Below are 21308 nucleotides of genomic sequence, written 5' to 3'. Positions count from 1 at the left end.
ACTTCCCTGGGGGGAGCGACCCGGCGGCCACCGGCCTGTACGCCGTACACGCCCCTGATCTTCAAGCTTCGAGAAGGTTGTCGAACCATGACAGTCGCCATCGACCGCGCGACCGGCAAGCGCCGCGGTGACCGTGCGCCAGGGCCCGGGCCGGGCGAGCGCCTCAAGCGCGGATACCAGAAGCACTGGTACGCCTACGTCATGATCGCCCCGGTGGCGATCGTCCTCGGCGTCCTCGTGCTGTACCCCCTGGTGTACGGCTTCTATCTCACCCTCACCGACGCCAACAGCCTGAACACCGCGCGCACGATCGGCGTCAACCACATCGACGCCACCTACCAGTTCATCGGCTTGGACAACTACGCCGACATCCTCTGGGGGCCGACGGCGTACGACCGCTTCTGGTCGCACTTCATCTGGACGATCGTGTGGACGGCGGCCTGTGTCGCCCTGCATTACACCATCGGCCTCGGCCTCGCGCTGCTGCTCGACCAGAAGCTGCGCGGCCGTACGCTCTACCGGATGTTCCTGGTGCTGCCCTGGGCGGTGCCGACGTTCGTGACCGTCTTCGGCTGGCGTTTCATGCTCGCGGACGGCGGCATCATCAACTCCGCCCTCGACGCCCTCCACCTCCCCTCGCCGGCCTGGCTGGAGGACACCTTCTGGCAGCGGTTCTCCGCGATCATGGTCAACACCTGGTGCGGTGTGCCGTTCATGATGGTCTCCCTGCTCGGCGGCCTGCAGTCCATCGACGCCTCCCTCTACGAGGCCGCCGAGATGGACGGCGCGAGCGCCTGGCAGCGGTTCCGGTACGTCACCCTGCCGGGCCTGAGGACCGTCAGCTCGACCGTCGTCCTGCTGGGCGTCATCTGGACCTTCAACCAGTTCGCCGTGATCTTCCTGCTGTTCGGCAACACCGCGCCCGACGCGCAGATCCTGGTCACCTGGGCGTACTACCTCGGCTTCGGACAGCAGCCGCGTGACTTCGCCCAGTCCGCCGCCTACGGCATCCTGCTGCTGGCCATCCTGATCGTCTTCACCTCGTTCTACCGCCGCTGGCTGAACCGCAACGAGCAGCAGCTCGCGATCTGAGGCAGGAGTTCTTCATGAGTACGACCACCGTCGAGACCTCCGCCCAGGTCAGCAAGCAGAGCTCGGGGAAGGCGCCCCGCCGGGTCCGCCGCCGCGGCGAGACCGGCCTCGCCGGCTCCCTCGCCTCGCACGCCGTCCTGACCGTCGCGAGCCTGATCGCGCTCTTCCCGATCGCCTGGCTGTTCTATCTGTCCCTCGGCCCGGGCAAGGACGACTACCTCCACCCGGGCGGCATCTGGGACAAGATGACGATCGACAACTACACGTTCGTCCTCGAACACACCGAGTTCTTCGACTGGTTGAAGAGCTCGCTCATCGTCACGCTCGGCACCACCTTCATCGGCGTGCTGATCGCCGCCACCACCGGCTACGCGGTCTCCCGCATGCGCTTCCCCGGCTACAGGAAGTTCATGTGGGTGCTGCTGGTCACCCAGATGTTCCCGGTGGCCGTCCTGATGGTGCCGATGTACCAGATCCTCTCGGACCTGAAACTCATCGACACCTACGGCGGCCTCGTCCTCGTCTACTGCACGACGGTCATCCCGTACAGCGCCTGGCTGCTCAAGGGCTACTTCGACACCATCCCCTTCGAGATCGACGAGGCCGGACGCGTCGACGGGCTCACCCCCTTCGGCACCTTCTTCCGGCTGGTCCTTCCGCTCGCCAAGCCCGGTCTCGCGGTGGCCGCCTTCTACAACTTCCTCACCGCCTTCAGCGAGGTCGCCTTCGCCTCGACGTTCATGCTCAGCGACGACAAGTACACGCTCGCCGTCGGTCTGCAGTCCTTCGTCAGCGAGCACGACGCCCAGCGCAACCTCATGGCCGCGACCGCCGTACTGATCGCGATACCGGCCGCCGCGTTCTTCTACCTCGTGCAGAAGAACCTGGTGACCGGCCTCACCGCGGGCGGCACGAAGGGCTGAGCGGCCCGTTCGCGCACGAGACTCCCGCGTGCCTGAGCGCGCGGGTGGCGGCCGCGGGGTCCTTCCGACCCCGCCGACCCCGCGGCCGCCTGATCCACTCAACCCCACGTCACCCGCCGCAGGCCTCAACCGACCACGAACCCCACCCTCCCCCACTCTCGGCTTCGCCCGAGCGGGGGGACCGTCAACGCACCAAGGACGCCATGAGCCAGCAGCCCTCCGCCGCCCCGGCCCCCGCCCCCACCTCGGCCGTCGCCACCGTCGCCAAGCACCGCGACTGGTGGCGGGACGCGGTGATCTACCAGGTGTACCCGCGCAGCTTCGCCGACAGCAACGGCGACGGCATGGGCGACCTGGAAGGCGTACGCTCCCGCCTCCCGTACCTGCGCGACCTCGGCGTGGACGCCGTGTGGCTCAGCCCCTTCTACGCCTCCCCGCAGGCCGACGCCGGCTACGACGTCGCCGACTACCGCGAAGTCGACCCCATGTTCGGCAACCTCCTGGACGCCGACGCGCTGATCCGCGACGCCCATGAGCTGGGCCTGCGCATCATCGTCGACCTCGTCCCCAACCACTCCTCGGACCAGCACGAGTGGTTCAGGCGGGGGGTGGCGGAAGGCCCGGGCTCGCCGCTGCGGGACCGCTACCACTTCCGCCCCGGCAAGGGCCCGAACGGCGAACTCCCGCCCAACGACTGGGAGTCCATCTTCGGCGGCCCGGCCTGGACACGCGTCGCCGACGGCGAGTGGTACCTCCACCTCTTCGCCCCGGAACAGCCCGACTTCAACTGGGAACATCCGGCGGTCGCCGACGAGTTCCGCTCGATCCTGCGCTTCTGGCTGGACATGGGCGTGGACGGCTTCCGCATCGACGTCGCCCACGGCCTGGTGAAGGCGGACGGCCTCCCGGACCTCGGCTCCCACGACCAGCTCAAACTGCTGGGCAACGATGTCATGCCGTTCTTCGACCAGGACGGCGTCCACGAGATCTACCGCCAGTGGCGCCGGATCCTCGACGAGTACTCCGGCGAACGAATCTTCGTGGCGGAAGCCTGGACCCCCACGGTCGAGCGCACCGCGAACTACGTCCGCCCCGACGAACTCCACCAGGCCTTCAACTTCCAGTACCTGAGCACGGAATGGGAGGCGGAGGAACTCCGTACGGTGGTGGACCGCACCCTGGACGCGATGCGCCCGGTGGGAGCCCCCGCCACCTGGGTCCTGTCCAACCACGACGTGACCCGCCACGCCACCCGCTTGGCCAACCCGCCCGGCCTCGGCACCCAGATCCGCACGGCGGGCGACAGGGAGCTGGGCCTGCGGCGCGCACGGGCCGCGACCCTGCTGATGCTTGCCCTGCCGGGCTCGGCATACGTCTACCAGGGCGAGGAACTCGGCCTCCCCGACGTCGTGGACCTCCCCGACGAGGTCCGCCAGGACCCCGCCTACTTCCGCGGCGCCGGCCAGGACGGCTTCCGCGACGGCTGCCGGGTGCCGATCCCGTGGACGCGGGAGGGCTCGTCGTACGGCTTCGGCGCGGGCGGCAGCTGGCTGCCCCAGCCGTCGACGTGGGCGGAGCTGAGCGTGGAGGCGCAGGAGGGGGTCGCCGGCTCGACCCTGGAGCTGTACCGCTCGGCCCTCCGCATCCGCCGCTCCCAGCCCGACCTGGGCGCGGGCGACGCGGTCGAGTGGCTGAAGGCCCCGGAGGGCGTCCTCGCCTTCCGCCGCGGCGACTTCGTCTGCGTCGCGAACACTTCCGGCGAGTCGGTAAGCGTCCCCGCGTACGGCCGTGTCCTGCTCGCCAGTGGCGAGGTGGCCGAGACGGAGACCGAGGCGAAGGTCCCGGCCGACACGACGGTGTGGTGGACCACGGCCTGAGGCTCCACGCGGGCCCGCTGCTCCCCGGGGGGAGTGGCGGGCCTTCGTGCTGCTGCACCGGGGCCGGAGGAGCCACCATGGAGGAAGGGGGCGAGAGGGAGGACGTGTCCCATGCCCGAGCTGCCGGACGTCGAGGGGTTCCGGAAGGTGCTCGAGTCCTGCGCCAAGGGCAGGGTCGTGCGACACGTCGACGTGCGTGACCCGGGCGTCCTGCACGGAGTGACCGCACGACGGCTGAGCGACGCCCTGGAGGGCCAGCGTTTCACCGCACCGGAGCGGCACGGCAAGTGGCTGCTCGCCCGCACCGGCGGCCCCACCCTGATGTTCCACTTCGGCATGACCGGCCAACTGCTCTGCGCCCACCCCGACGACACGGCCGAGCCCCACGACCGCGTCCTGTTCACCCTGGCCCGCGACCGCCAGCTCCGCTACCGCGACCAGCGCAAGCTGCAGGGCCTCTGGCTGGCCGACGACGAGTCCGAGGTCGCACGGGTCCTGGGCCGCCTGGGCCCCGACGCGCTGGCGGTGGACCGTGAGAACTTCGAGGCCGCGCTCGCCGCGCACCCCCGGGGCAGTATCAAGACCGTCCTCACCGACCAGACCGTCCTCGCCGGACTCGGCAACCTGCTCGCCGACGAGATCCTGTGGCGGGCGAGCCTGCCCCCCAGCAGCCCGGCGAGGGACCTGTCCGAGGCCGACCGCCGCCGCCTGTACACCCACATGCGTCGCACCCTCCACTCCGCGATCCCCACCGGCCGCGTCCCCCCACGGGACTCCTGGCTCACCGGCCACCGCGACGACCCCGCCCCCGTCTGCCCCCGCTGCGGCAGCCCCCTGCGCCGCGCCCGCATGGCGGGCCGGGGCACGGTGTGGTGCCCGCGGTGCCAGCAGTGAGCAGGGGTTACCCGGCCGGGTCCAGGCCGCCCACGAGCCCCCACCGCCTCATGCGCGCATACCGCGCGCCCGCAGCACCCGACGCACCGCCCTGACAGCCAGCGCCAGCACGGTGAACGACAGCACGACGTTGAGCGTGTCCCCGGCCATGACGACGGCATGGGGCGCGAGCAGCAGGCTGGGCATCGTGCCGACGATCATCCCCACCCCCATGAGCAGAGGGAGCCACGCCCAGAGGAACCGCCCGCCCTGATCGGCACCCGCCCCCTCATACCGACCGGCCCGCTCCCACCACCGCCCGCCGAGACTCACGAGGACCAGCGCACACCCCAAGGCCACCACGGACCAGTCCATGAACCGCAGCATCACAACTCCCTCGATCGGCGGAAGGATCTTCCGCCCCGGAGGCGACCGCGGTCAAGGGAGGCAGCCCGCCTCGAGGCCGTCATCGACGCCGTGCCCGCAGTCCCGGCCGCCACGGGCCCGTGCGACACACTGCCATGGCGGCTGGGACTGCTCACCCGGACGAACTCGAACTGCTGAGACGTCTACGTCCAGGTGTCACTCGTGGAGTATCCGGACGCACTGCCCGTCGTGTACGAGCGGTTCGTCCCGGACGCCCAGGTCACGTTGCCCGAACCGTCCTTCTTCAGGAACTTGTACGCGAACGCCGTGCTCTTCGGGACGATCACCGTCCTGCTCCAGGTCGGGTACGAGGCCGACGACAGCGGGACGGCGTCGGCCGGCTTCCAGGAGCCCAGGGAGGCGATGGAGCCGACGACGTAGACGTTCGTGCCCCAGGCCGTCGTCGCGTCGACGTTGAAGGTGACGTCGGTGGCGCTCGCGTTCGCCACGTTCCAGGTGTTGTTCAGGCCGAGCGCCGCGGTCGTCGTGGTCGCCGGCCTGTTGGCGTTCGACTCATTCCCACAGGTTGGCGATGACGTCGCCCGCGGCGGCGGTGTCCGCGTGGGCGGCCGTGGCCGGCAGGGCGACGGCCCCGGCGAGGGCCAGGGTGGTGGCGGCCGCGACGGTCGCGGTGCGCCGTAGGACACCCGGGGGGTGGTGTCTGGTGGTCATGTGCGGCTCCGCAAAGGGGGGTTGGGTTTCAACAACCGGTGAGACCGCGTCAGTTGAGAAGGACACGTCAAGGCTTGCGTGAAAGTTCTTGCTGTGAATTGCAAGGCTCTTGCTGTAAAGCTTTCGTTGACGGTACGGTCGCGCGGGGTCGGACCCGACAGAGCCGTAATCGCAAGGAGTTCCCGCCTGTGATACCGAGATGGCCGGCGCCCTCGGCGCGCCGCACCGCGCAAGCCGGACGGGTCGCGGCCGTCACTGCGACCGCGCTGGCGGCAGCCCTCGTGCAGCCGCTCGCCGCCCACGCGGACAGCCCGCCCCCGCCCCCGTCCGACGCGAAGCTGGCCGCCGCGCCCGCCCGGCACGACGACACCCGCGAGCAGTTCTACTTCGTGATGCCGGACCGTTTCGCCAACGGCGACGCCTCCAATGACCGGGGCGGACTGACCGGCTCACGCCTCAGCACCGGGTACGACCCCACCGACAAGGGCTTCTACCAGGGCGGCGACCTCAAGGGCCTGACCCGGCGCCTCGACTACATCAAGGGTCTGGGCACCACCGCCATCTGGATGGCCCCGATCTTCAAGAACCGGCCCGTGCAGGGGACGGGCAGCAACGCCTCGGCCGGCTACCACGGCTACTGGATCACCGACTTCACCCGGGTCGACCCGCACTTCGGCACCAACAAGGACCTGGAGACCCTCATCTCCAAGGCGCACGCCAAGGGCATGAAGGTCTTCTTCGACGTCATCACCAACCACACGGCCGATGTCGTGGACTACGAGGAGAAGTCGTACGCCTACCTCTCCAAAGGCGCCTTCCCCTACCTGACCGAGGACGGCGAGCCCTTCGACGACGCCGACCACGCGGCCGGCGGCGAGAAGTTCCCCGCCGTCGACGCCGACTCCTTCCCCCGCACGCCGAAGGCCACCGCGAACTCCAAGGTCCCGTCCTGGCTCAACGACCCCACGATGTACCACAACCGGGGCGACTCCACCTACGCCGGCGAGTCCACGACCTACGGCGACTTCTCCGGCCTGGACGACCTGTGGACCGAGCGGCCCGAGGTCGTCGCCGGGATGGAGAAGATCTACCGGCGCTGGGTGCGGGACTTCGACATCGACGGCTTCCGGATCGACACCGTCAAGCACGTCGACATGGAGTTCTGGACCCAGTGGGCCACCGCCCTGGACGCGTACGCGGCCCGGCACGGGCGAGACGACTTCTTCATGTTCGGCGAGGTCTACTCCGCCGACACCTCGGTCACCTCGCCGTACGTCACCCAGGGCCGCCTCGACGCCACCCTCGACTTCCCCTTCCAGGAGGCGGCCCGCCAGTACGCCTCCCAGGGCGGCAGCGCGCAGGAGCTCGCCTCGGTCTTCGGCGACGACTACAAGTACACGACCGACAAGGCGAACGCCTACGAGCAGGTCACCTTCCTCGGCAACCACGACATGGGCCGCATCGGTTCCTTCCTGAACCAGGACAACCCGAAGGCGACGGACGCCGAGCTGCTGAAGAAGGACCGGCTGGCCAATGAGCTGATGTTCCTCAGCCGGGGCAACCCGGTCGTCTACTACGGCGACGAGCAGGGCTTCACCGGCGCCGGCGGCGACAAGGACGCCCGCCAGACGATGTTCGCCTCCCAGGTCGCCGACTACCTCGACGACGACGAGATCGGCACCGACCGCACCCACGCGAGCGACGCCTACGACACCTCCGCCCCGCTGTACCGGCAGATCGCCGCCCTGGCCAAGCTCCGCAAGGCCAACCCGGCCCTCACCGACGGCGTCCAGACCGAGCGGTACGCGGCCGACGGCGCCGGCGTCTACGCCTTCTCCCGGACGGGAAGCGACCAGACCGAGTACGTGGTCGCCCTCAACAACGCGGACACGGCCAGGACGGCGACCTTCGGGACCGGTTCCGCCGGCACGGCGTTCCGCGGTGTCTACGGCACCGAGGACACGGTCACCTCCGACGCCGGCAAGAAGGTCACCGTCACCGTCCCGGCGGGCTCGGCGATCGTCCTCAAGGCCGCCCGCGGGCTGCCCGCCCCCACCGCCGCGCCTGCCATCACCCTCCAGGCCCCCGCCACCGGCGCCACCGGCACGGTGGAGATCACCGCCGATGTCGACGGGGGCCGGCTCAACCGGGTCGTGTTCGCCGCCCAGGTCGGCAACGGCACATGGCGGACGCTGGGCTCCGCCGACCACGCCCCCTACAAGGTCACCCAGCTCATCGGCAAGGACGTGCCGGCCGGTACCGCGCTCCGGTACAAGGCGGTCGTCATCGACTCCGCCGGGCGAACGGCGAGCGCCACCGCCGCGTCGACCACCGGTACCCCGCCCGCCGAGGAGACTCCCACCGCCTCCTCCCGTGACTACGCGGTCGTGCACTACAAGCGCACCGACGGCGACTACGACGACTGGGGCCTGTACGCCTGGGGCGACCTGGCCGACGGCGAGTCGACGAACTGGCCGGACAGCCACCCCTTCACCGGCCGTGACGCGTACGGCGCCTTCGCCTACGTCAAGCTGAAGCCGGGCGCGTCGAGCGTCGGCTTCCTCGTCATCGACAAGGACGGCGACAAGGACGTCTCGGCCGACCGCACGATCGACGTGACGAGGACCGGAGAGGTCTGGATCGAGCAGGGCGAGGAGGCCGTCCGCACGGAGAGACCCGACTACCCTGCCCAGGACAGGACCAAGGCGATCCTGCACTACCACCGGGCCGACGGAAGCTACGACGGCTGGGGCCTGCACGTCTGGACGGGCGCCGCGCACCCCACCGACTGGTCGAACCCTCTGAAGCCGGTGAGGACCGACGCCTACGGCGCCGTCTTCGAAGTACCCCTCACCGACGGTGCGACCAGCCTCGGTTACATCGTCCACCGGGGCGACGAGAAGGACCTGCCCACCGACCAGTCCCTCGACCTCACCGCGAACGGTCACGAGGTGTGGCTGCTGAACGGTCAGGAGAAGTACCTGCTCCCGCAGCCCGCCGGGTCCGCCGCCGCGCTCGACCCGACCACCTCCAAGGCGATCTGGATCGACCGGGACACGGTCGCCTGGAACGGCTCCGAGGCGGCCGCCTCCACCCAGCTGCTGTACTCCCGCGACGGCTCGATCACCGTCCAGGACGGGAGGCTGACCAGCGACGACGAGCGATGGCTGCGGCTGACCGAGACCACCCTCACCGATGCCCAGAAGGCGAGGTTCCCGCATCTGAAGGACTACACCGCCTGGTCCGTCGACCCGCGTGACCGCGACCGGGTGCGTGAGGCGTTGAGCGGCCAGGTCCTCGCCTCCCAGCGGGCCGCGAACGGCGCGGTACTGGCGGCGACGGGCGTCCAGATCGCCGGTGTGCTCGACGATCTGTACCCTGCCGCGACGAAGGCCCGGTTGGGTCCGACCTTCCACGACGGCCGTCCCACCCTGGCCGTCTGGGCGCCGACGGCACAGAACGTGTCACTGGACCTCGACGGCACCACCGTCGCCATGCGCCGCGACGCCACCACCGGCGTGTGGTCCGTCACCGGCCCGAAGTCCTGGAAGAACAAGGCCTACCGGTACGTCGTCGAGGTGTGGGCGCCCAGCGTCCGGAAGGTGGTGACCAACAAGGTCACCGACCCCTACTCGGTCGCCCTCACCACCGACTCCGAGCGCAGCCTGGTCGTCGACCTGGACGACAGGTCCCTCGCCCCCAAGGGCTGGTCGTCGCTCGCCAAGCCCAAGGCCGTACCGCTCGAGGACGCCCAGATCCAGGAGCTGCACATCCGTGACTTCTCGGTGGCGGACAAGACGGCCACCGACCCCGGCACGTACCTCGCCTTCACCGACGAGGACAGCGACGGCTCCAGGCACCTGCGCGAACTGGCGAAGGCCGGGACGTCGTACGTCCATCTCCTGCCCGCCTTCGACATCGCCACCATCGCCGAGAAGGAGGCCGACCGGGCGAGCGCCGACTGCGATCTCGCCTCCTACCCGGCGGACTCCGAGAAGCAGCAGGAGTGCGTGGCCGCGGTCGCCGCGAAGGACGCCTACAACTGGGGGTACGACCCGTACCACTACACGGTCCCCGAGGGGTCGTACGCCACCGACCCGGACGGGACGGCCCGCACGGCCGAGTTCCGCGAGATGGTCAAGGCGCTGAACGAGGACGGGCTCAGGGTCGTCATGGACGTCGTCTACAACCACACCGCGGCGAGCGGCCAGGCGGACGCCTCCGTCCTCGACCGGATCGTCCCCGGCTACTACCAGCGGCTTCTCGCCGACGGATCGGTCGCCACCAGCACCTGCTGTGCCAACACCGCGACCGAGAACGCCATGATGGGCAAGCTGGTCGTCGACTCGGTCGTGACCTGGGCCAGGGAGTACAAGGTCGACGGCTTCCGCTTCGACCTCATGGGCCACCATCCGAAGGCCAACATCCTGGCGGTCAGGAAGGCCCTGGACGCGCTGACCCCGGCCAAGGACGGCGTGGACGGCAGGAAGATCATCCTGTACGGGGAGGGCTGGAACTTCGGCGAGGTGGCCGACGACGCCCGCTTCGTGCAGGCCACGCAGAAGAACATGGCCGGGACCGGCGTCGCGACCTTCTCCGACCGGGCGCGGGACGCCGTACGCGGCGGTGGTCCCTTCGACAGCGACCCCGGTGTCCAGGGCTTCGCGTCCGGGCTCTACACCGACCCCAACTCCTCCACCGGCAACGGCACTCCGGCCGAGCAGAAGGCCCGCCTGCTGCACTACCAGGACCTGATCAAGGTCGGCCTCTCCGGCAACCTGAAGGACTTCGCCTTCACCGACACCGACGGCAAGGAGGTCACCGGCGCCGAGGTGGACTACAACGGACAGCCCGCCGGGTACGCGGACGCGCCGGGCGACGCCCTCGCCTACGCCGACGCGCACGACAACGAGTCCCTGTTCGACGCCCTCGCCTACAAGCTGCCCGCGTCGACGAGCCCCTCCGACCGGGCCAGGATGCAGGTCCTCGCGATGGCCACGCCCGCCCTCTCCCAGGGCCCGTCGCTCTCCCAGGCCGGCTCCGACCTGCTGCGCTCCAAGTCCCTGGACCGCAACTCCTACGACAGCGGCGACTGGTTCAACGCGATCCACTGGAACTGCGCCGACGGCAACGGCTTCGGCCGCGGGCTGCCCCCGGCCGCCGACAACTCCTCCAAGTGGCCTTACGCCAAACCCCTGTTGAGCTCCGTACGGGTCGGCTGTCCGCAGATCACCGCCGCCTCCGCCGCGTACCGGGACCTGCTGAGGATCCGTACGACCGAGAAGGCGTTCTCCCTCGGCACGGCCGAGCGGGTGCGGTCGGCGCTGTCCTTCCCGCTGTCCGGCACGGAGGAGACGCCCGGTGTGATCACCATGGAGCTGGGTGATCTGGTCGTCGTGTTCAACGCGACCCCGGCCGAGCAGAAGCAGCGGATCGTTTCTCTCGCCGGCAAGGGCTATCGGCTGCATCCGGTGCAGGCGTCGGGCGCGGACTCCACCGTCAAGTCCTCTTCGTACGCGAGGGAATCGGGCACGTTCGCCGTTCCGGGTCGTACGGTCGCGGTGTTCTCCCGGGTCTCCTGATACCGGACCGCGTGGTGGGGCGGTCCCCGCTCGGGGCCGCCCCAGGACGCCCTGTGCGACCAGCTGCTCGTCCGCTTCGGCCACGACCAGGACGACGGCATCGCGATGCCGGCGCTGCGGTTAGGGTGAGTCCCCGGACGCCCAGAACAGGAGTGCTCATGCCGAACATCACCGTCGACTTCTCGGCTGCGATGGACGCCGACTTCGACAAGGCTGCCTTCGCGGAGGCCCTGCACGTGTCGGTGGTCGAGATCGCGGCCGCCAAGCCGGAGGCCTGCAAGACCCTGTTCCGCCGGGCCGGAATCACCGCCTACGGATACGAGGACCCCGTGGAGCAGCGGCACGCGGTCGTCCACGTCACCATCGGGCTGCTCGCCGGCCGCACCGACGAGACCAAGGTGAAGCTGACGGAGGCCGTGCTGGAACTGCTGCGCGAGCACGTCCCGGGGGGCGAGGGCGTCGTGCTGCACGCCTCTGCCGAGGTCCGCGACCTGGACCCGTCGTACCGCAAGCTCGAGTGGGAGTAGGGGCTATGACGCGAGGGCGATGAGCCGGGTGGCCAGGTCGCCGAAGGGACCGTCGGCCGGCTCGCCGCCCAGCATGGGACGGAGCAGGGCGCGCATCTCGTCGTCGTAGGCCGCGCTGACGGCGGTGAGCGCGGCGAAGTCGTGCACGAGCTGCACCTCCAGCTCCGCGCGCGGGATGCGCCGCCCGTCCAGCCAGATCAGCGCCGTCGACTCGGCGAGCGAGATCCAGGAGCGGACGACCAGTTCCAGGCGGGCGGGTGGGGCGGCGATCCCCAGGTGGGAGAGGATCTGCTCGTAGGCGGCCTGGCGTACGGAGTCGATGAGGGCGTTGGTGGTGGACGAGCCGACGGCCGGGCCGCCGCGCATGAGGGCGGAGAAGCCGGGGCCGTGCTCGTCGACGAAGTCGAAGTACCGGCGCATCACCCGCAGCAGCCGTGACCCGAGCGGCCCCTCGTGGGGCTCCACGAACCGGCCCGCGAGATCCTCCGAGGCCCGCTTCAACGCGGCCTCGTACAGGCTGAGTTTGCCGGGGAAGTAGTGGTAGACGAGCGGACGGGAGATGCCGGCGGCCGCCGCTATCTCGTCGATGGAGACCTCGTCGGGCGAGCGCTGGGCGAACAGTTCGAGGGCGACGCCGATCAACTGCTGCCGACGCTCCTCGACGCCCATTCTTCGACGAACCCCGGTAGTCATGCGCACACCTTACCGATCAAATCCGGCCGCGAACGGACCGGATCGACCGTGGACGTTCAGCGCGACGATCAGTTGAGCCCGCTGATCGAGCGTCCGTCCCGCAACGTGCCCTTGAGGTCCGCCTTCGCGCCCTGTCGCGCCGGGACGGCCAGCAGGTTGCCCGGGCCCGAGCCGTTCACCCCGCCGGTCGCCCGTACCGACCGGGTGCTCCTGTCGCCGGCCGCGAGGAGGTACCAGGTGCCGCCCTCCGACTTCCACAGCACCCCGGCGAGGACATGGGGATCGCGCGGCCCGCACGCCGGGACGTCCCCGGCCTTCGCCACGGCCGCCCCGAACAGCCCGCCCGGCGTGCGGAACTGGGCCAGGACCCGGCTTCCGTCACCCCGCCAGGTCTCCGCCCGGGTGCACACCCATTCCGCCGCGCCGCTCACATCGGGCAGCGGCTGGCGCGCGTACGACCACGCGTTGACCGTCCGTACACCCTGGCCGCGCACATCGGCCAGCGAGCAGGCGTACGGCGCCCAGGTGGTGAGCGCCTCGGAGCCCGTCGCCTCCTTGGGCGCCGTGGGCCGGCCCGTGGTGAGGCGGGCCGGGACCAGTTCACCGAGGTCGGTGAGGAGGTGGGGGCCGGCGGCGTCGGTGAGCTGGAGGACGTTCCAGGAGGTGCAGGTGCCGGTCTGGGTGGCGGGGCTGGCCAGCGGCGAGGTGATGCCGTCGGTGAGTGTCAGGGCCATCACTCCGGCGCCCGGCTTGGACAGGTCCCGTTCGCCCGCCCCGGTCACCCAGGGCGCCGTGAGCCAGCGGACGTTGCCGTCGGCCCGGTCCAGGACGATCGCGCTCGCCTCGGCGCCGGCCGCGCCGTCGACCCGGGCGAAGTCCAGGGCCGCCCGGGCCGTGCCGTCCTTCGGTTCGGCGTAGCGGGCGATGCGCAGACCGTCGTAGAGGATCACCACGCGCGCGTTGCCGAGGTCGCCCGCGTAGAGGAGCTGGGGCGGGCCGAAGGGGCCCCCGGAGGGCGTGTCGGGGGTGGCGGAAACCCGTACCGTCCGGCCCGGGCGGGCCCAGACGGCGAGGGCGCGGCGCAGCAGCGCGGTGTCGCGGGCGAGTGCGCCGCGGGCGGGCCACACCGAGAAGTCGGTGCGCGCGGAGGTCTTCCAGGCCACGGGGGAGACCCTGAGCAGCCGGCCCGGGTCGAGGGCGGCTTCGGCGGCCGGGTTCCGCGCGTACACCGGGGCGGCCGCGCCGTCCGGGCCCCAGCCGTCGCCGGGCAGGGTTGCCAGGGCGCCGCACACCGCGAGGGCGGCGGCGGCGGCGAGCGCGGCCTTGGTGTGCCGGCGGCGGCGCATCAGGTCGGTGGGGCGGGCCTGGAGCGAGCAGGGGTCGAACTCGGGGGAGTCGAGCAGCGCGTACTGGGCGGGAACCTCGTCGGCCTCGCGCAGTGCGCCGTCGGTGTCCTCCACGCCCGCCTCGGTGAGGACCTCGCGGACGTCGCCGTCCGGGAGCCTCTCCAGGCCGCGCAGGACGTAGACGGCGCGGGCCGGGCCGGAGAGGCCGGCCAGCCGCCGGTCCAGGGCGAGTTCGTCGGCGCCGCCGGAGCGGGGGAACAGCCGCAGCCCCCGGACCTGGGGCAGCAGCGGCGGGAGCTGGGCGCGCTTGGGCCACGCCCGGAGCCCGAGCGGCAGGCCCGCCTCCAGCGCCGTACGCACCACCTGGAGGCGGACGTAGGCGTATCCCGGGTCGCCGTCACGCCCCGTGGACTGGGCCGGGATGACGGGCGACGAGGCGCGGCCGCGGGGCAGGGCGCGCTGGACGAGGCCGTGGGCGGTCAGGACACGGCGGCCCCGGCCGAGGCCCGGCGGCAGCACCAGGTAGGCGAGCCGGACGAGACGCGGATAGTGCTCGACGAGCGCGGCCTCGGCCTGCTCGACGTCGACGACCCGGTCGGTGAGGGAACCGGGTGCGGGGCGCGGGGCGACATCCTGTGACTGCACGTCCAGCAGAACGAGCGGGGCGGTGGATGGTCACCCGGGTCGGCCGGCTCTACGGCTCGACGAGCGCGCGGGCGTAGTTCGCCGTCGAGCGCTGGTAGCGGGGCAGATGGGGGGCCAGCGCGCCGAGGACCAGGGACAGGCCCTCGCGGTCGCGGCCCAGACTCGACAGGCACAGGGCCAGACACGCGCGTACGGCGTCGTCCAACTCGTCGGAGGCGGCGTCCAGTTCGGGGGTGAGGAGCTTGACGCCCTCCTCGGCCCGGCCGATGTTCCGCAGGGAGCTGGAGAGCTGGATCTTGGCGCGGCGGGCCTTGTAGGCACTCACGTCGCTCAGTCCCAGGGCGAGGGCCTCCCGGTAGAGCGGGACGGCCTTGTCGGAGTGGCCGGTCGAATCCCACGCACAGGCCTGCTCGAAGGGGCCGAGGGGGCTGCCGCCGGGCAGTTCGGCGACGAGCGCGTCGATCACGGCCCGGAAGTCGGCGGCCCGCTCCTGCGGGTACTCGTCGAAGGCCGCCCAGGCGGCGGTCACGCGATCTTCCCAGTCCTGGTTCACGTCCTGTGTCACCGGCCCACTCTCGCACGCCGGTGCCCCGGTTGCGCCGGTATTTTGAGCGGACCGGACGCGGGAGCCGTATCCAGCACGAGGCTCTCGCAGGGAGGACATATGAAGGTGACCCGACCCATGCTCGTGGCGGCGGCCGCCGTGGCGGCGCTGACGATGGCGGGCTGCGGCTCCTCAGGCTCCGGGAAGGCGGAGGTGTCCGTCCCCACGGCGGCGACCGGCAGCCTGGAACACCTGGCCGCCGAGGTGGACTGCACACCGAACATGCAGACCGACGCCGACGAACTGCGTCAGGCGATCTGCAAGACCGCCGCCGGCAAGTTCCTCTTGCTGACCTTCGCCACCGACCGCGGGCAGCGTGAGTGGCTCAACGGGGCCAAGGACTACGGCGGTCACTACCTGGTCGGCCGCAAGTGGGTGGCGGTGGGCGAGGAGACCAGCACCGTGACGACGCTGCGCAAGACGCTCGGCGGCGACATCGAGGAGGGCACCGACCACTCGGCGATGACGCACGGTGCCTCGGACGGCGCCACGCACTCCGGTCACTGACACCGGACGACGCCGAAGGCCGGCGGTGAGGAATCCTCACCGCCGGCCTTCGGCGTTGTGTGTCAGGACGTCACTGGCAGTTCTTGCCGGTGTTGATGCAGTTGACCATCTTGTTCATCGTGTTCGCCGAGAAGAAGTTGATGAAGTCGTTGTGGTCGGTGATCGGCTTGTGCAGGTTCTCCGGGAAGGTGTCCACCGCGTAGGCGTTCTTCACGACACCGTTCTGGACGGTCGGCCGCGGAACGTTGTAGACCAGCCGGACCTGGAGCTGCGGGATCGCCTTGAAGCCGTTGGCGCAGGTACCGTCCGCCTGGACGAACGCCACGTGCGTCCGGTGGTTGGCGGAGTCGATGTTCTTGCCGTCCCAGCAGCTCTGGAAGGCGGTCGTACGGACGACCTGGCTGCCCTGCGGGCAGATCGGGTACTGGGTCTCCAGCTGCACCTTGTTCTCGAAGCCGGTGCAGGACCAGCTCACGTTGGCGTTGGCGTTGCCGTTGACGAAGGCCTTCGCGTCACCGGTGATGATGCGCAGGGCCGTCGGCATCGCGACGACGTTGCCCTTCTTGTTGCCGACGAACTTCAGCTGCGCCTGGGCGGGCTGAAGGATCTTGCCGACGTTGCCCTCCTTGCCGCCGCCGTCGTTGTTCTGGTCGAAGTCCTGCGAGCCGTCCTGGACTCGCAGCACCGGCCAGAAGTACGAGGACTTGTCGCCCTGGTTCTGGCAGCTGGTCTGGGCCGCCGCCAGCTCCTGGTCGCTCGCGAACGCGTCGTTGCTCTGGTTGCCCACGTAGTCGTGCAGGTGGTGAGCACCGTTGGCGGTACCCGGGGCCACGATCACGTTGTCCGTGTTGTGGTTCTTGTTCCCGTTGGTGCCGCACTTGGTGGTGAAGGTGCCGCGCGAACCGGAGTTGCCGTTGGCGGGCAGACCGTTGGCGCCCACGCCGAGCTGCGCGTTGCCCTGGACCTTCGTGATGTCCACGAAGTCCGCGGCCGTCGGGCCGTTGCCGCCCTGGCCGTTGGCGCCCGCCTGCTGCTGGCCACCGTTCTGCTGCTGGCCGCCGTTCTGCTGCTGGCCACCGTTCTGCTGCTGCTGGCCACCGTTCTGCTGCTGGCCGCCGCCCGCCTGACCGGCGTTGGTCTGGGCCGCCTGCGTGGTGCAGGCCGCGAGCTGGCTCAGCGAGCTGTTGAACTGGCCGCCGACGCGCTGGATGTCGATCCGGATCCGGTCGATCGTGGCGGCGCGCTTCTCCTTGAGAGGGCCGACGATCGCGTTCTGCACGAACCCGGAGTCGTTCGCCTGTGCCTGACGCGTGGAGGCGAGCCGCGCATAGGCCTCGGTGATCTGCTTGTCCAGGTTCGCCAGCTCGGTGGCGACGCCCTGCTTGGCCTTCTCCGGCACGTTCGTCAGCTTCTGCCCCACATCAGGGCAGGAGATGGTGGCGACCTGCGCTGCCGCGGTGGCGGCCTTGGTCGTGTTCTGACCCGAGGTGTTCGACTCGTGCGCCGAAGCGTAGAAGTTCGCCCAGATCAGCCCGCCCCCACCGAGCGCTAGGGCCGCCGATGCTGCCACGGCCTTCGTGGCCATCGACGAACGGCGTTTACGTATGTTGCGTCCCATGGAACTCCTCTGACTTCCTTGGCGGGGCAGCATCGAGGCGCCCGACAGGAGTGAAGCTGCTCCCTCTCTTACGCGCGTCGTACCGGTGGTGTTCAGCGGTCTCAGAAATTGATGAGAGGTCCTTAAGACAAATCGGCCCCAACGGCCGCACACGTCACAGCAGTTGCAGCCCTACCGGTCCCGGTCCAGATACGCCAGCACCGCCAGTACCCTGCGGTTGTCGTCGTCGGAGACCTCCAAACCGAGCTTCACGAAAATATTCGCGGTGTGCTTGGCGACGGCCCGCTCGGTGACGACCAGTTTGCCGGCGATCGCCGCGTTCGACCGGCCCTGCGCCATCAGCTCCAGGACCTCCCGTTCGCGCGGAGTGAGCCGGTCCACGGGGCCTCGCCCGTCGCCCGCGCGCCGGGCGAGGAGCTGCTGGATCACCTGCGGATCCATCGCCGTACCGCCCGCCGCGACCCGCCGTACGGCGTCCACGAACTGCTCCGCGTCGAACACCCGGTCCTTCAGCAGATAGCCGATCCCGCCGCTGCCGTCGGCGAGCAGCTCGCGCGCGTACAGCTGCTCGACGTGCTGGGAGAGGACGAGCACCGGCAGTCCGGGCTTTCTGCGGCGGGCCTCCAGGGCGCACTGCAGGCCCTCGTCCGTGTGCGTGGGCGGAAGCCGGACGTCGACGACCGCGACGTCCGGCTCCAGTTCCGCGAGGGCCCGCTCCAGCTCGGGACCGGTCTCCACGGCCGCGGCGATCTCGAAGTCGTAGGCCTCCAGCAGCCGGACCAGCCCGTCCCGCAGCAGGAACAGGTCTTCGGCTAGGACAACGCGCAAGGAATCTCCATGGTCACCATCGTGGGACCGCCCGCCGGGGAGCTGACGGCCAGGACGCCGTCGAATGTACCCAGTCGCCGCTCGATCCCGGCCAGGCCCGAGCCGGCCCCGGTCACCGCGCCGCCCCGGCCGTTGTCGGTGACGGAGATCCGCAGATGGCCGTCCGCGTGGTGCAGGTCGACCCAGATCCGTTCCGCGCCGGAGTGCTTGACCGCGTTGGTGAGGACCTCGCTGACGGCGAAGTACGCGGCCGACTCGACCGGGGCCTCGGCGCGTCCGGGCAGGTCCACGGTGACGTCCGTCGCGACCGGCAACCGCAGCGCCAACGCCCGTACGGCGTCACCCAGCCCGCGTTCGGCCAGCACCGGCGGATGGATGCCGCGCACCAGGTCGCGCAGTTCGGCGAGGGCCTCGGCGGAGGACTGCCGGGTCCGCGCGAGGAGCTGCTTGGCCTTCTCGGGGTCCTTGTCGACGAGCATCTCGACGGTGCCCAGGTCCATGCCCATCGCCACCAGCCGGGCCTGCGCGCCGTCGTGCAGGTCCCGCTCGATCCGGCGCAGTTCGGCGGCGGAGGTGTCCACGGCGTCCCGCCGGGTCTCGGTCAACACCTTCACACGCTCGGCCAGTTCGGCCTGACTGGGGGCGAGGAGGGCACGGGTGAGCCGGAAGTGGACCCCGAGCGCGCTCACGGCGTACCGGTCGGCGACCACCAGGAGGAGAACGCCGAGCGCGCCCGCGCCGATCGCGGTCGCCTGGTCGTCGACGGGCACGAAGGCGTACCAGTACGCGCCGCCCGCTCCGTCCGTCACGACCCGCCACAGCCCCGCCGCCAGCGCCAGCCCCTCCACGGGATAGAGGACCAGGACGACCGGCAGCAGCGCCGTCACCAGCCCCGCCACCGTGTCCACCAACAGCCACCGCAGGTCCCGCCAGGTCGCCGGGTCCCGCAGCAGCGCGTTGGTGCGCTTGAACGGGTTGGCGGTCCCGGGCGGCGGCCGGTACGCCGAGGGGATGCGTATCCCGCACCATCTCTCCGCGAGATCACGGCGGTTGTCCGCGAGGGCCCGCACCGCGGTCATGACCCAGGGGGTCGTGACGGCGCCGATGCCGAGCGGAATCAGCGCGAGGGAGACGAGGGCGAGGACGTAGGCCGCCACCGTCCAGGGCCAGACCGCGATGGCCAGCGCCAGCCCCTGTACGGCGGCGAGCACCATCTCCCGCGCCCTCGAACCGCCCTCGCGCCTCTTCGTGTCGGTGTTCATGCCGCCAGTCTGGACGAGCGGCGGCCGGGCAGGCACTGGCCCGAACACCCGTCTCAGGGGGTGGTGTCAGATACACCCTCGGTGCCGCTCACCCTGCCAGCACCTTGGCCTCCACCTCCGGGTCGAGCCCCTTGACCGTCCGGTCCGGGCGCTGCGGCGCGGTCCCGCCGATCGACCGCAGCCAGCTCCAGGTGTCGGCGACGGTCTCCTCGACGGGCCGGCAGGACAGCCCCGTCGCCACCGCCCGTGAGACGTCGGCGGAGTGCAGCGCGTCGTGCATGTCGGTGCCCGGCGGCACCCATACCGGCAGCTGCGTCCACGGCTCGATGCCCGCGCCGAGGACGGACTCCGGGTCGGTCCAGCGCAGTTCGGCGTCCGACCCGACGGCCCGCACACACGCGTCGAGCAACTCGCCCATGGTGGCGTGTCCTTGGGGACTCATCAGGTTGTACGGCCCGCTCAGCTCCCGCTCGACGGCCCCGAGGATCCATGCGGCGAGGTCGCGGACGTCGACGTACTGCAGGGGCAGATCCCGGGGCCCGGGTGCGAGGACCGGGCCGCCGCGCGCGATCCGGCCCAGCCACCAGGGGAGCCGGCCGACGTTCTCGTGCGGGCCGAGGATCAGCCCGGCCCGGACGAGGACGGAGTCCTCCGCGCCGAAGGCGTCCAGCGCGGCCAGCTCGCCGCCCCGCTTGTCACGGGCGTAGTCGGTCTGCCCCGCGTCCGGCTCGGCGCCCTCGACCACGGGCGCGTCCTCGGTGTACCCGGCGGGCGGGGCCCAGGTGTACACCGAGCAGCTGGACACGTACACGTACCGGCGGGCGCGGCCCCGCAGCAGCCGCGCCGCATCGAGCACCGGGCGGGGCGCCGCCGACCAGGTGTCGACGACGGCGTCCCAGTCCCCTTCGGCCCCTTCGCCCTCGGTCAGGGCGGCCGTCCCCCCGGGCGCGGTGCGGTCGCCCGTCAGCGACCGCACGCCGGGGACGGGTGTGTGCCGTCCCCGGTTCAGGACCGTCACCTCCCAGCCGCGCCCGACGGCCGCCTCGACGACCGCCCGTCCCGCGAACTCCGTACCACCCAGCACCAGAAGTCTCATGCCGGTGACTCTGCCCGGCCGGGACGCGGGACGGAACCGCGCTCTGCCGACAGCAGACGATCAGCGGAGGATCAACGGCCGGTCGGCGGGGTGTACTTGTAGCCGACCCGGCGCACGGTCCGGATGGTGTGGCGGTGTTCCGCGCCCAGTTTGCGGCGCAGCCGGGCGACATGGACGTCGACCGTGCGGCCGTCGCCGACATGGCCGTACCCCCACACCGTGGTGACGAGCTGATCGCGCGTGTGCACCCGGTCGGGGTGCGCCACGAGGTGCGCGAGGAGCTCGAACTCCAGGTAGGTGAGGTCCAGTTCCCGTCCGTCCACCTCGGCGGTGCGCCGCACGGGGTCGATGCGCACGAGCGGGTCGCCCGCGTCGGTGTCCGGCACCGGGACCGGCGGGAACGGCTGCTGCTGGTCCGCCGGGATCAGTACCAGGTAGCCGACCATCGCCGGCCGGCCGGGCAGGGTGGGCAGGGCGTGCGGTGGCGCGGGCAGCCAGGTGGCGCCGGGCGGCAGGAGATCCGCCACGTCGACCACCTCGTCCGGGGCGACGGCCCGCAGCCGGTGGCGGGAGCCGTTCTGGACGGGGCTGGTGGGAACGGCGGTGGAGAGAGAACGAGTGATCGCCATGAGAGGTCAGCTCTTTCGCGCGAGGAGTTCGTCGGAGGGGACGTACGTCGTCTCGCGCCGGCCGAAGACCGGGGATACGGCTTTAGAGGGCCGGCGCGTTCGTCGCGC

Annotated in this window: 18 protein-coding genes; 7 read left to right on the top strand and 11 right to left on the bottom strand. The window is 70.9% G+C overall.

Annotated features, from left to right (window positions below; genetic code table 11):
- The first annotated feature begins 87 nt into the window (after positions 1 to 87).
- The 4 genes from ACIBVL_RS02540 (at position 88) to ACIBVL_RS02525 (ending at position 4786) form a co-directional block, all read left to right on the top strand.
- Entirely contained in the window at positions 88 to 1092 is a 1005-nt protein-coding gene (locus ACIBVL_RS02540; protein ID WP_399090520.1) for a carbohydrate ABC transporter permease, read from the top strand.
- Positions 1093 to 1106: 14 nt separating this feature from the next.
- A complete protein-coding gene (locus ACIBVL_RS02535) occupies positions 1107 to 2015 on the top strand; it encodes a sugar ABC transporter permease (RefSeq protein WP_399090517.1) in 909 nt (302 codons plus the stop codon).
- 203 nt (positions 2016 to 2218) lie between these two features.
- Positions 2219 to 3892: a glycoside hydrolase family 13 protein gene (locus ACIBVL_RS02530; RefSeq protein ID WP_399090514.1), complete on the top strand. Its 1674-nt coding sequence runs from the start codon at positions 2219 to 2221 to the stop codon at positions 3890 to 3892.
- 111 nt (positions 3893 to 4003) lie between these two features.
- On the top strand, positions 4004 to 4786 hold the full coding sequence (locus ACIBVL_RS02525; RefSeq protein ID WP_399090511.1) for an Fpg/Nei family DNA glycosylase: 783 nt from the start codon (positions 4004 to 4006) through the stop codon (positions 4784 to 4786).
- Positions 4787 to 4834: 48 nt separating this feature from the next.
- Here ACIBVL_RS02525 and ACIBVL_RS02520 read toward each other — a convergent pair whose 3' ends face one another.
- The 3 genes from ACIBVL_RS02520 to ACIBVL_RS02510 all read right to left on the bottom strand — a co-directional run bounded on the left by ACIBVL_RS02520 (position 4835) and on the right by ACIBVL_RS02510 (position 5863).
- Entirely contained in the window at positions 4835 to 5152 is a 318-nt protein-coding gene (locus tag ACIBVL_RS02520; RefSeq protein ID WP_399090508.1) for a hypothetical protein, read from the bottom strand.
- Positions 5153 to 5334: 182 nt separating this feature from the next.
- Positions 5335 to 5640, bottom strand: coding sequence for a carbohydrate-binding module family 20 domain-containing protein (locus tag ACIBVL_RS02515; protein ID WP_399090505.1), 306 nt, complete (start codon positions 5638 to 5640; stop codon positions 5335 to 5337).
- A 64-nt stretch (positions 5641 to 5704) separates the two neighbouring features.
- Positions 5705 to 5863 carry a hypothetical protein gene (locus tag ACIBVL_RS02510; RefSeq protein ID WP_399090502.1) on the bottom strand — a complete coding sequence of 53 codons (159 nt, stop codon included), beginning with the start codon at positions 5861 to 5863 and terminating at the stop codon, positions 5705 to 5707.
- A 188-nt stretch (positions 5864 to 6051) separates the two neighbouring features.
- Here ACIBVL_RS02510 and pulA point away from each other — a divergent pair, with 188 nt between their 5' ends.
- Positions 6052 to 11445, top strand: coding sequence for a pullulanase-type alpha-1,6-glucosidase (gene pulA, locus ACIBVL_RS02505; protein WP_399090499.1), 5394 nt, complete (start codon positions 6052 to 6054; stop codon positions 11443 to 11445).
- 158 nt (positions 11446 to 11603) lie between these two features.
- Positions 11604 to 11972, top strand: coding sequence for a 5-carboxymethyl-2-hydroxymuconate Delta-isomerase (locus ACIBVL_RS02500; RefSeq protein WP_399090496.1), 369 nt, complete (start codon positions 11604 to 11606; stop codon positions 11970 to 11972).
- 3 nt (positions 11973 to 11975) lie between these two features.
- Here the strand turns inward: ACIBVL_RS02500 and ACIBVL_RS02495 are convergent, their stop codons facing one another.
- From ACIBVL_RS02495 to ACIBVL_RS02485, 3 genes are all read right to left on the bottom strand, one after another.
- Positions 11976 to 12665, bottom strand: a complete 690-nt coding sequence (locus ACIBVL_RS02495) for a TetR/AcrR family transcriptional regulator (RefSeq protein WP_399090493.1) — start codon at positions 12663 to 12665, stop codon at positions 11976 to 11978.
- 68 nt (positions 12666 to 12733) lie between these two features.
- Positions 12734 to 14656: a hypothetical protein gene (locus tag ACIBVL_RS02490; protein WP_399090491.1), complete on the bottom strand. Its 1923-nt coding sequence runs from the start codon at positions 14654 to 14656 to the stop codon at positions 12734 to 12736.
- A gap of 49 nt (positions 14657 to 14705) precedes the next feature.
- Positions 14706 to 15209 (bottom strand): tetratricopeptide repeat protein, encoded by a 504-nt coding sequence (locus ACIBVL_RS02485; RefSeq protein ID WP_399091997.1) that lies wholly within the window; start codon positions 15207 to 15209, stop codon positions 14706 to 14708.
- Between the two features lie 111 nt (positions 15210 to 15320).
- Here ACIBVL_RS02485 and ACIBVL_RS02480 point away from each other — a divergent pair, with 111 nt between their 5' ends.
- Positions 15321 to 15767, top strand: coding sequence for a hypothetical protein (locus ACIBVL_RS02480; protein ID WP_399090488.1), 447 nt, complete (start codon positions 15321 to 15323; stop codon positions 15765 to 15767).
- Between the two features lie 70 nt (positions 15768 to 15837).
- Here the strand turns inward: ACIBVL_RS02480 and ACIBVL_RS02475 are convergent, their stop codons facing one another.
- The 5 genes from ACIBVL_RS02475 to ACIBVL_RS02455 all read right to left on the bottom strand — a co-directional run bounded on the left by ACIBVL_RS02475 (position 15838) and on the right by ACIBVL_RS02455 (position 21200).
- Entirely contained in the window at positions 15838 to 17385 is a 1548-nt protein-coding gene (locus ACIBVL_RS02475) for a DUF1996 domain-containing protein (protein ID WP_399090486.1), read from the bottom strand.
- Between the two features lie 171 nt (positions 17386 to 17556).
- Positions 17557 to 18213 carry a LuxR C-terminal-related transcriptional regulator gene (locus ACIBVL_RS02470; RefSeq protein ID WP_399090483.1) on the bottom strand — a complete coding sequence of 219 codons (657 nt, stop codon included), beginning with the start codon at positions 18211 to 18213 and terminating at the stop codon, positions 17557 to 17559.
- Positions 18198 to 19475 carry a sensor histidine kinase gene (locus ACIBVL_RS02465; protein ID WP_399090480.1) on the bottom strand — a complete coding sequence of 426 codons (1278 nt, stop codon included), beginning with the start codon at positions 19473 to 19475 and terminating at the stop codon, positions 18198 to 18200. The genes ACIBVL_RS02470 and ACIBVL_RS02465 overlap by 16 nt, the downstream gene beginning before the upstream one ends.
- A gap of 88 nt (positions 19476 to 19563) precedes the next feature.
- Entirely contained in the window at positions 19564 to 20571 is a 1008-nt protein-coding gene (locus ACIBVL_RS02460) for an NAD-dependent epimerase/dehydratase family protein (protein ID WP_399090477.1), read from the bottom strand.
- A 71-nt stretch (positions 20572 to 20642) separates the two neighbouring features.
- Positions 20643 to 21200, bottom strand: a complete 558-nt coding sequence (locus ACIBVL_RS02455) for a winged helix-turn-helix domain-containing protein (protein WP_399090474.1) — start codon at positions 21198 to 21200, stop codon at positions 20643 to 20645.
- Positions 21201 to 21308: the final 108 nt, after the last annotated feature.

This window comes from Streptomyces sp. NPDC049687 (assembly GCF_044465285.1).
Lineage (GTDB): Bacteria > Actinomycetota > Actinomycetes > Streptomycetales > Streptomycetaceae > Streptomyces.
Note: the sequence above shows the minus strand (reverse complement) of the source record. Positions and strands in the feature narration are given on the sequence as shown.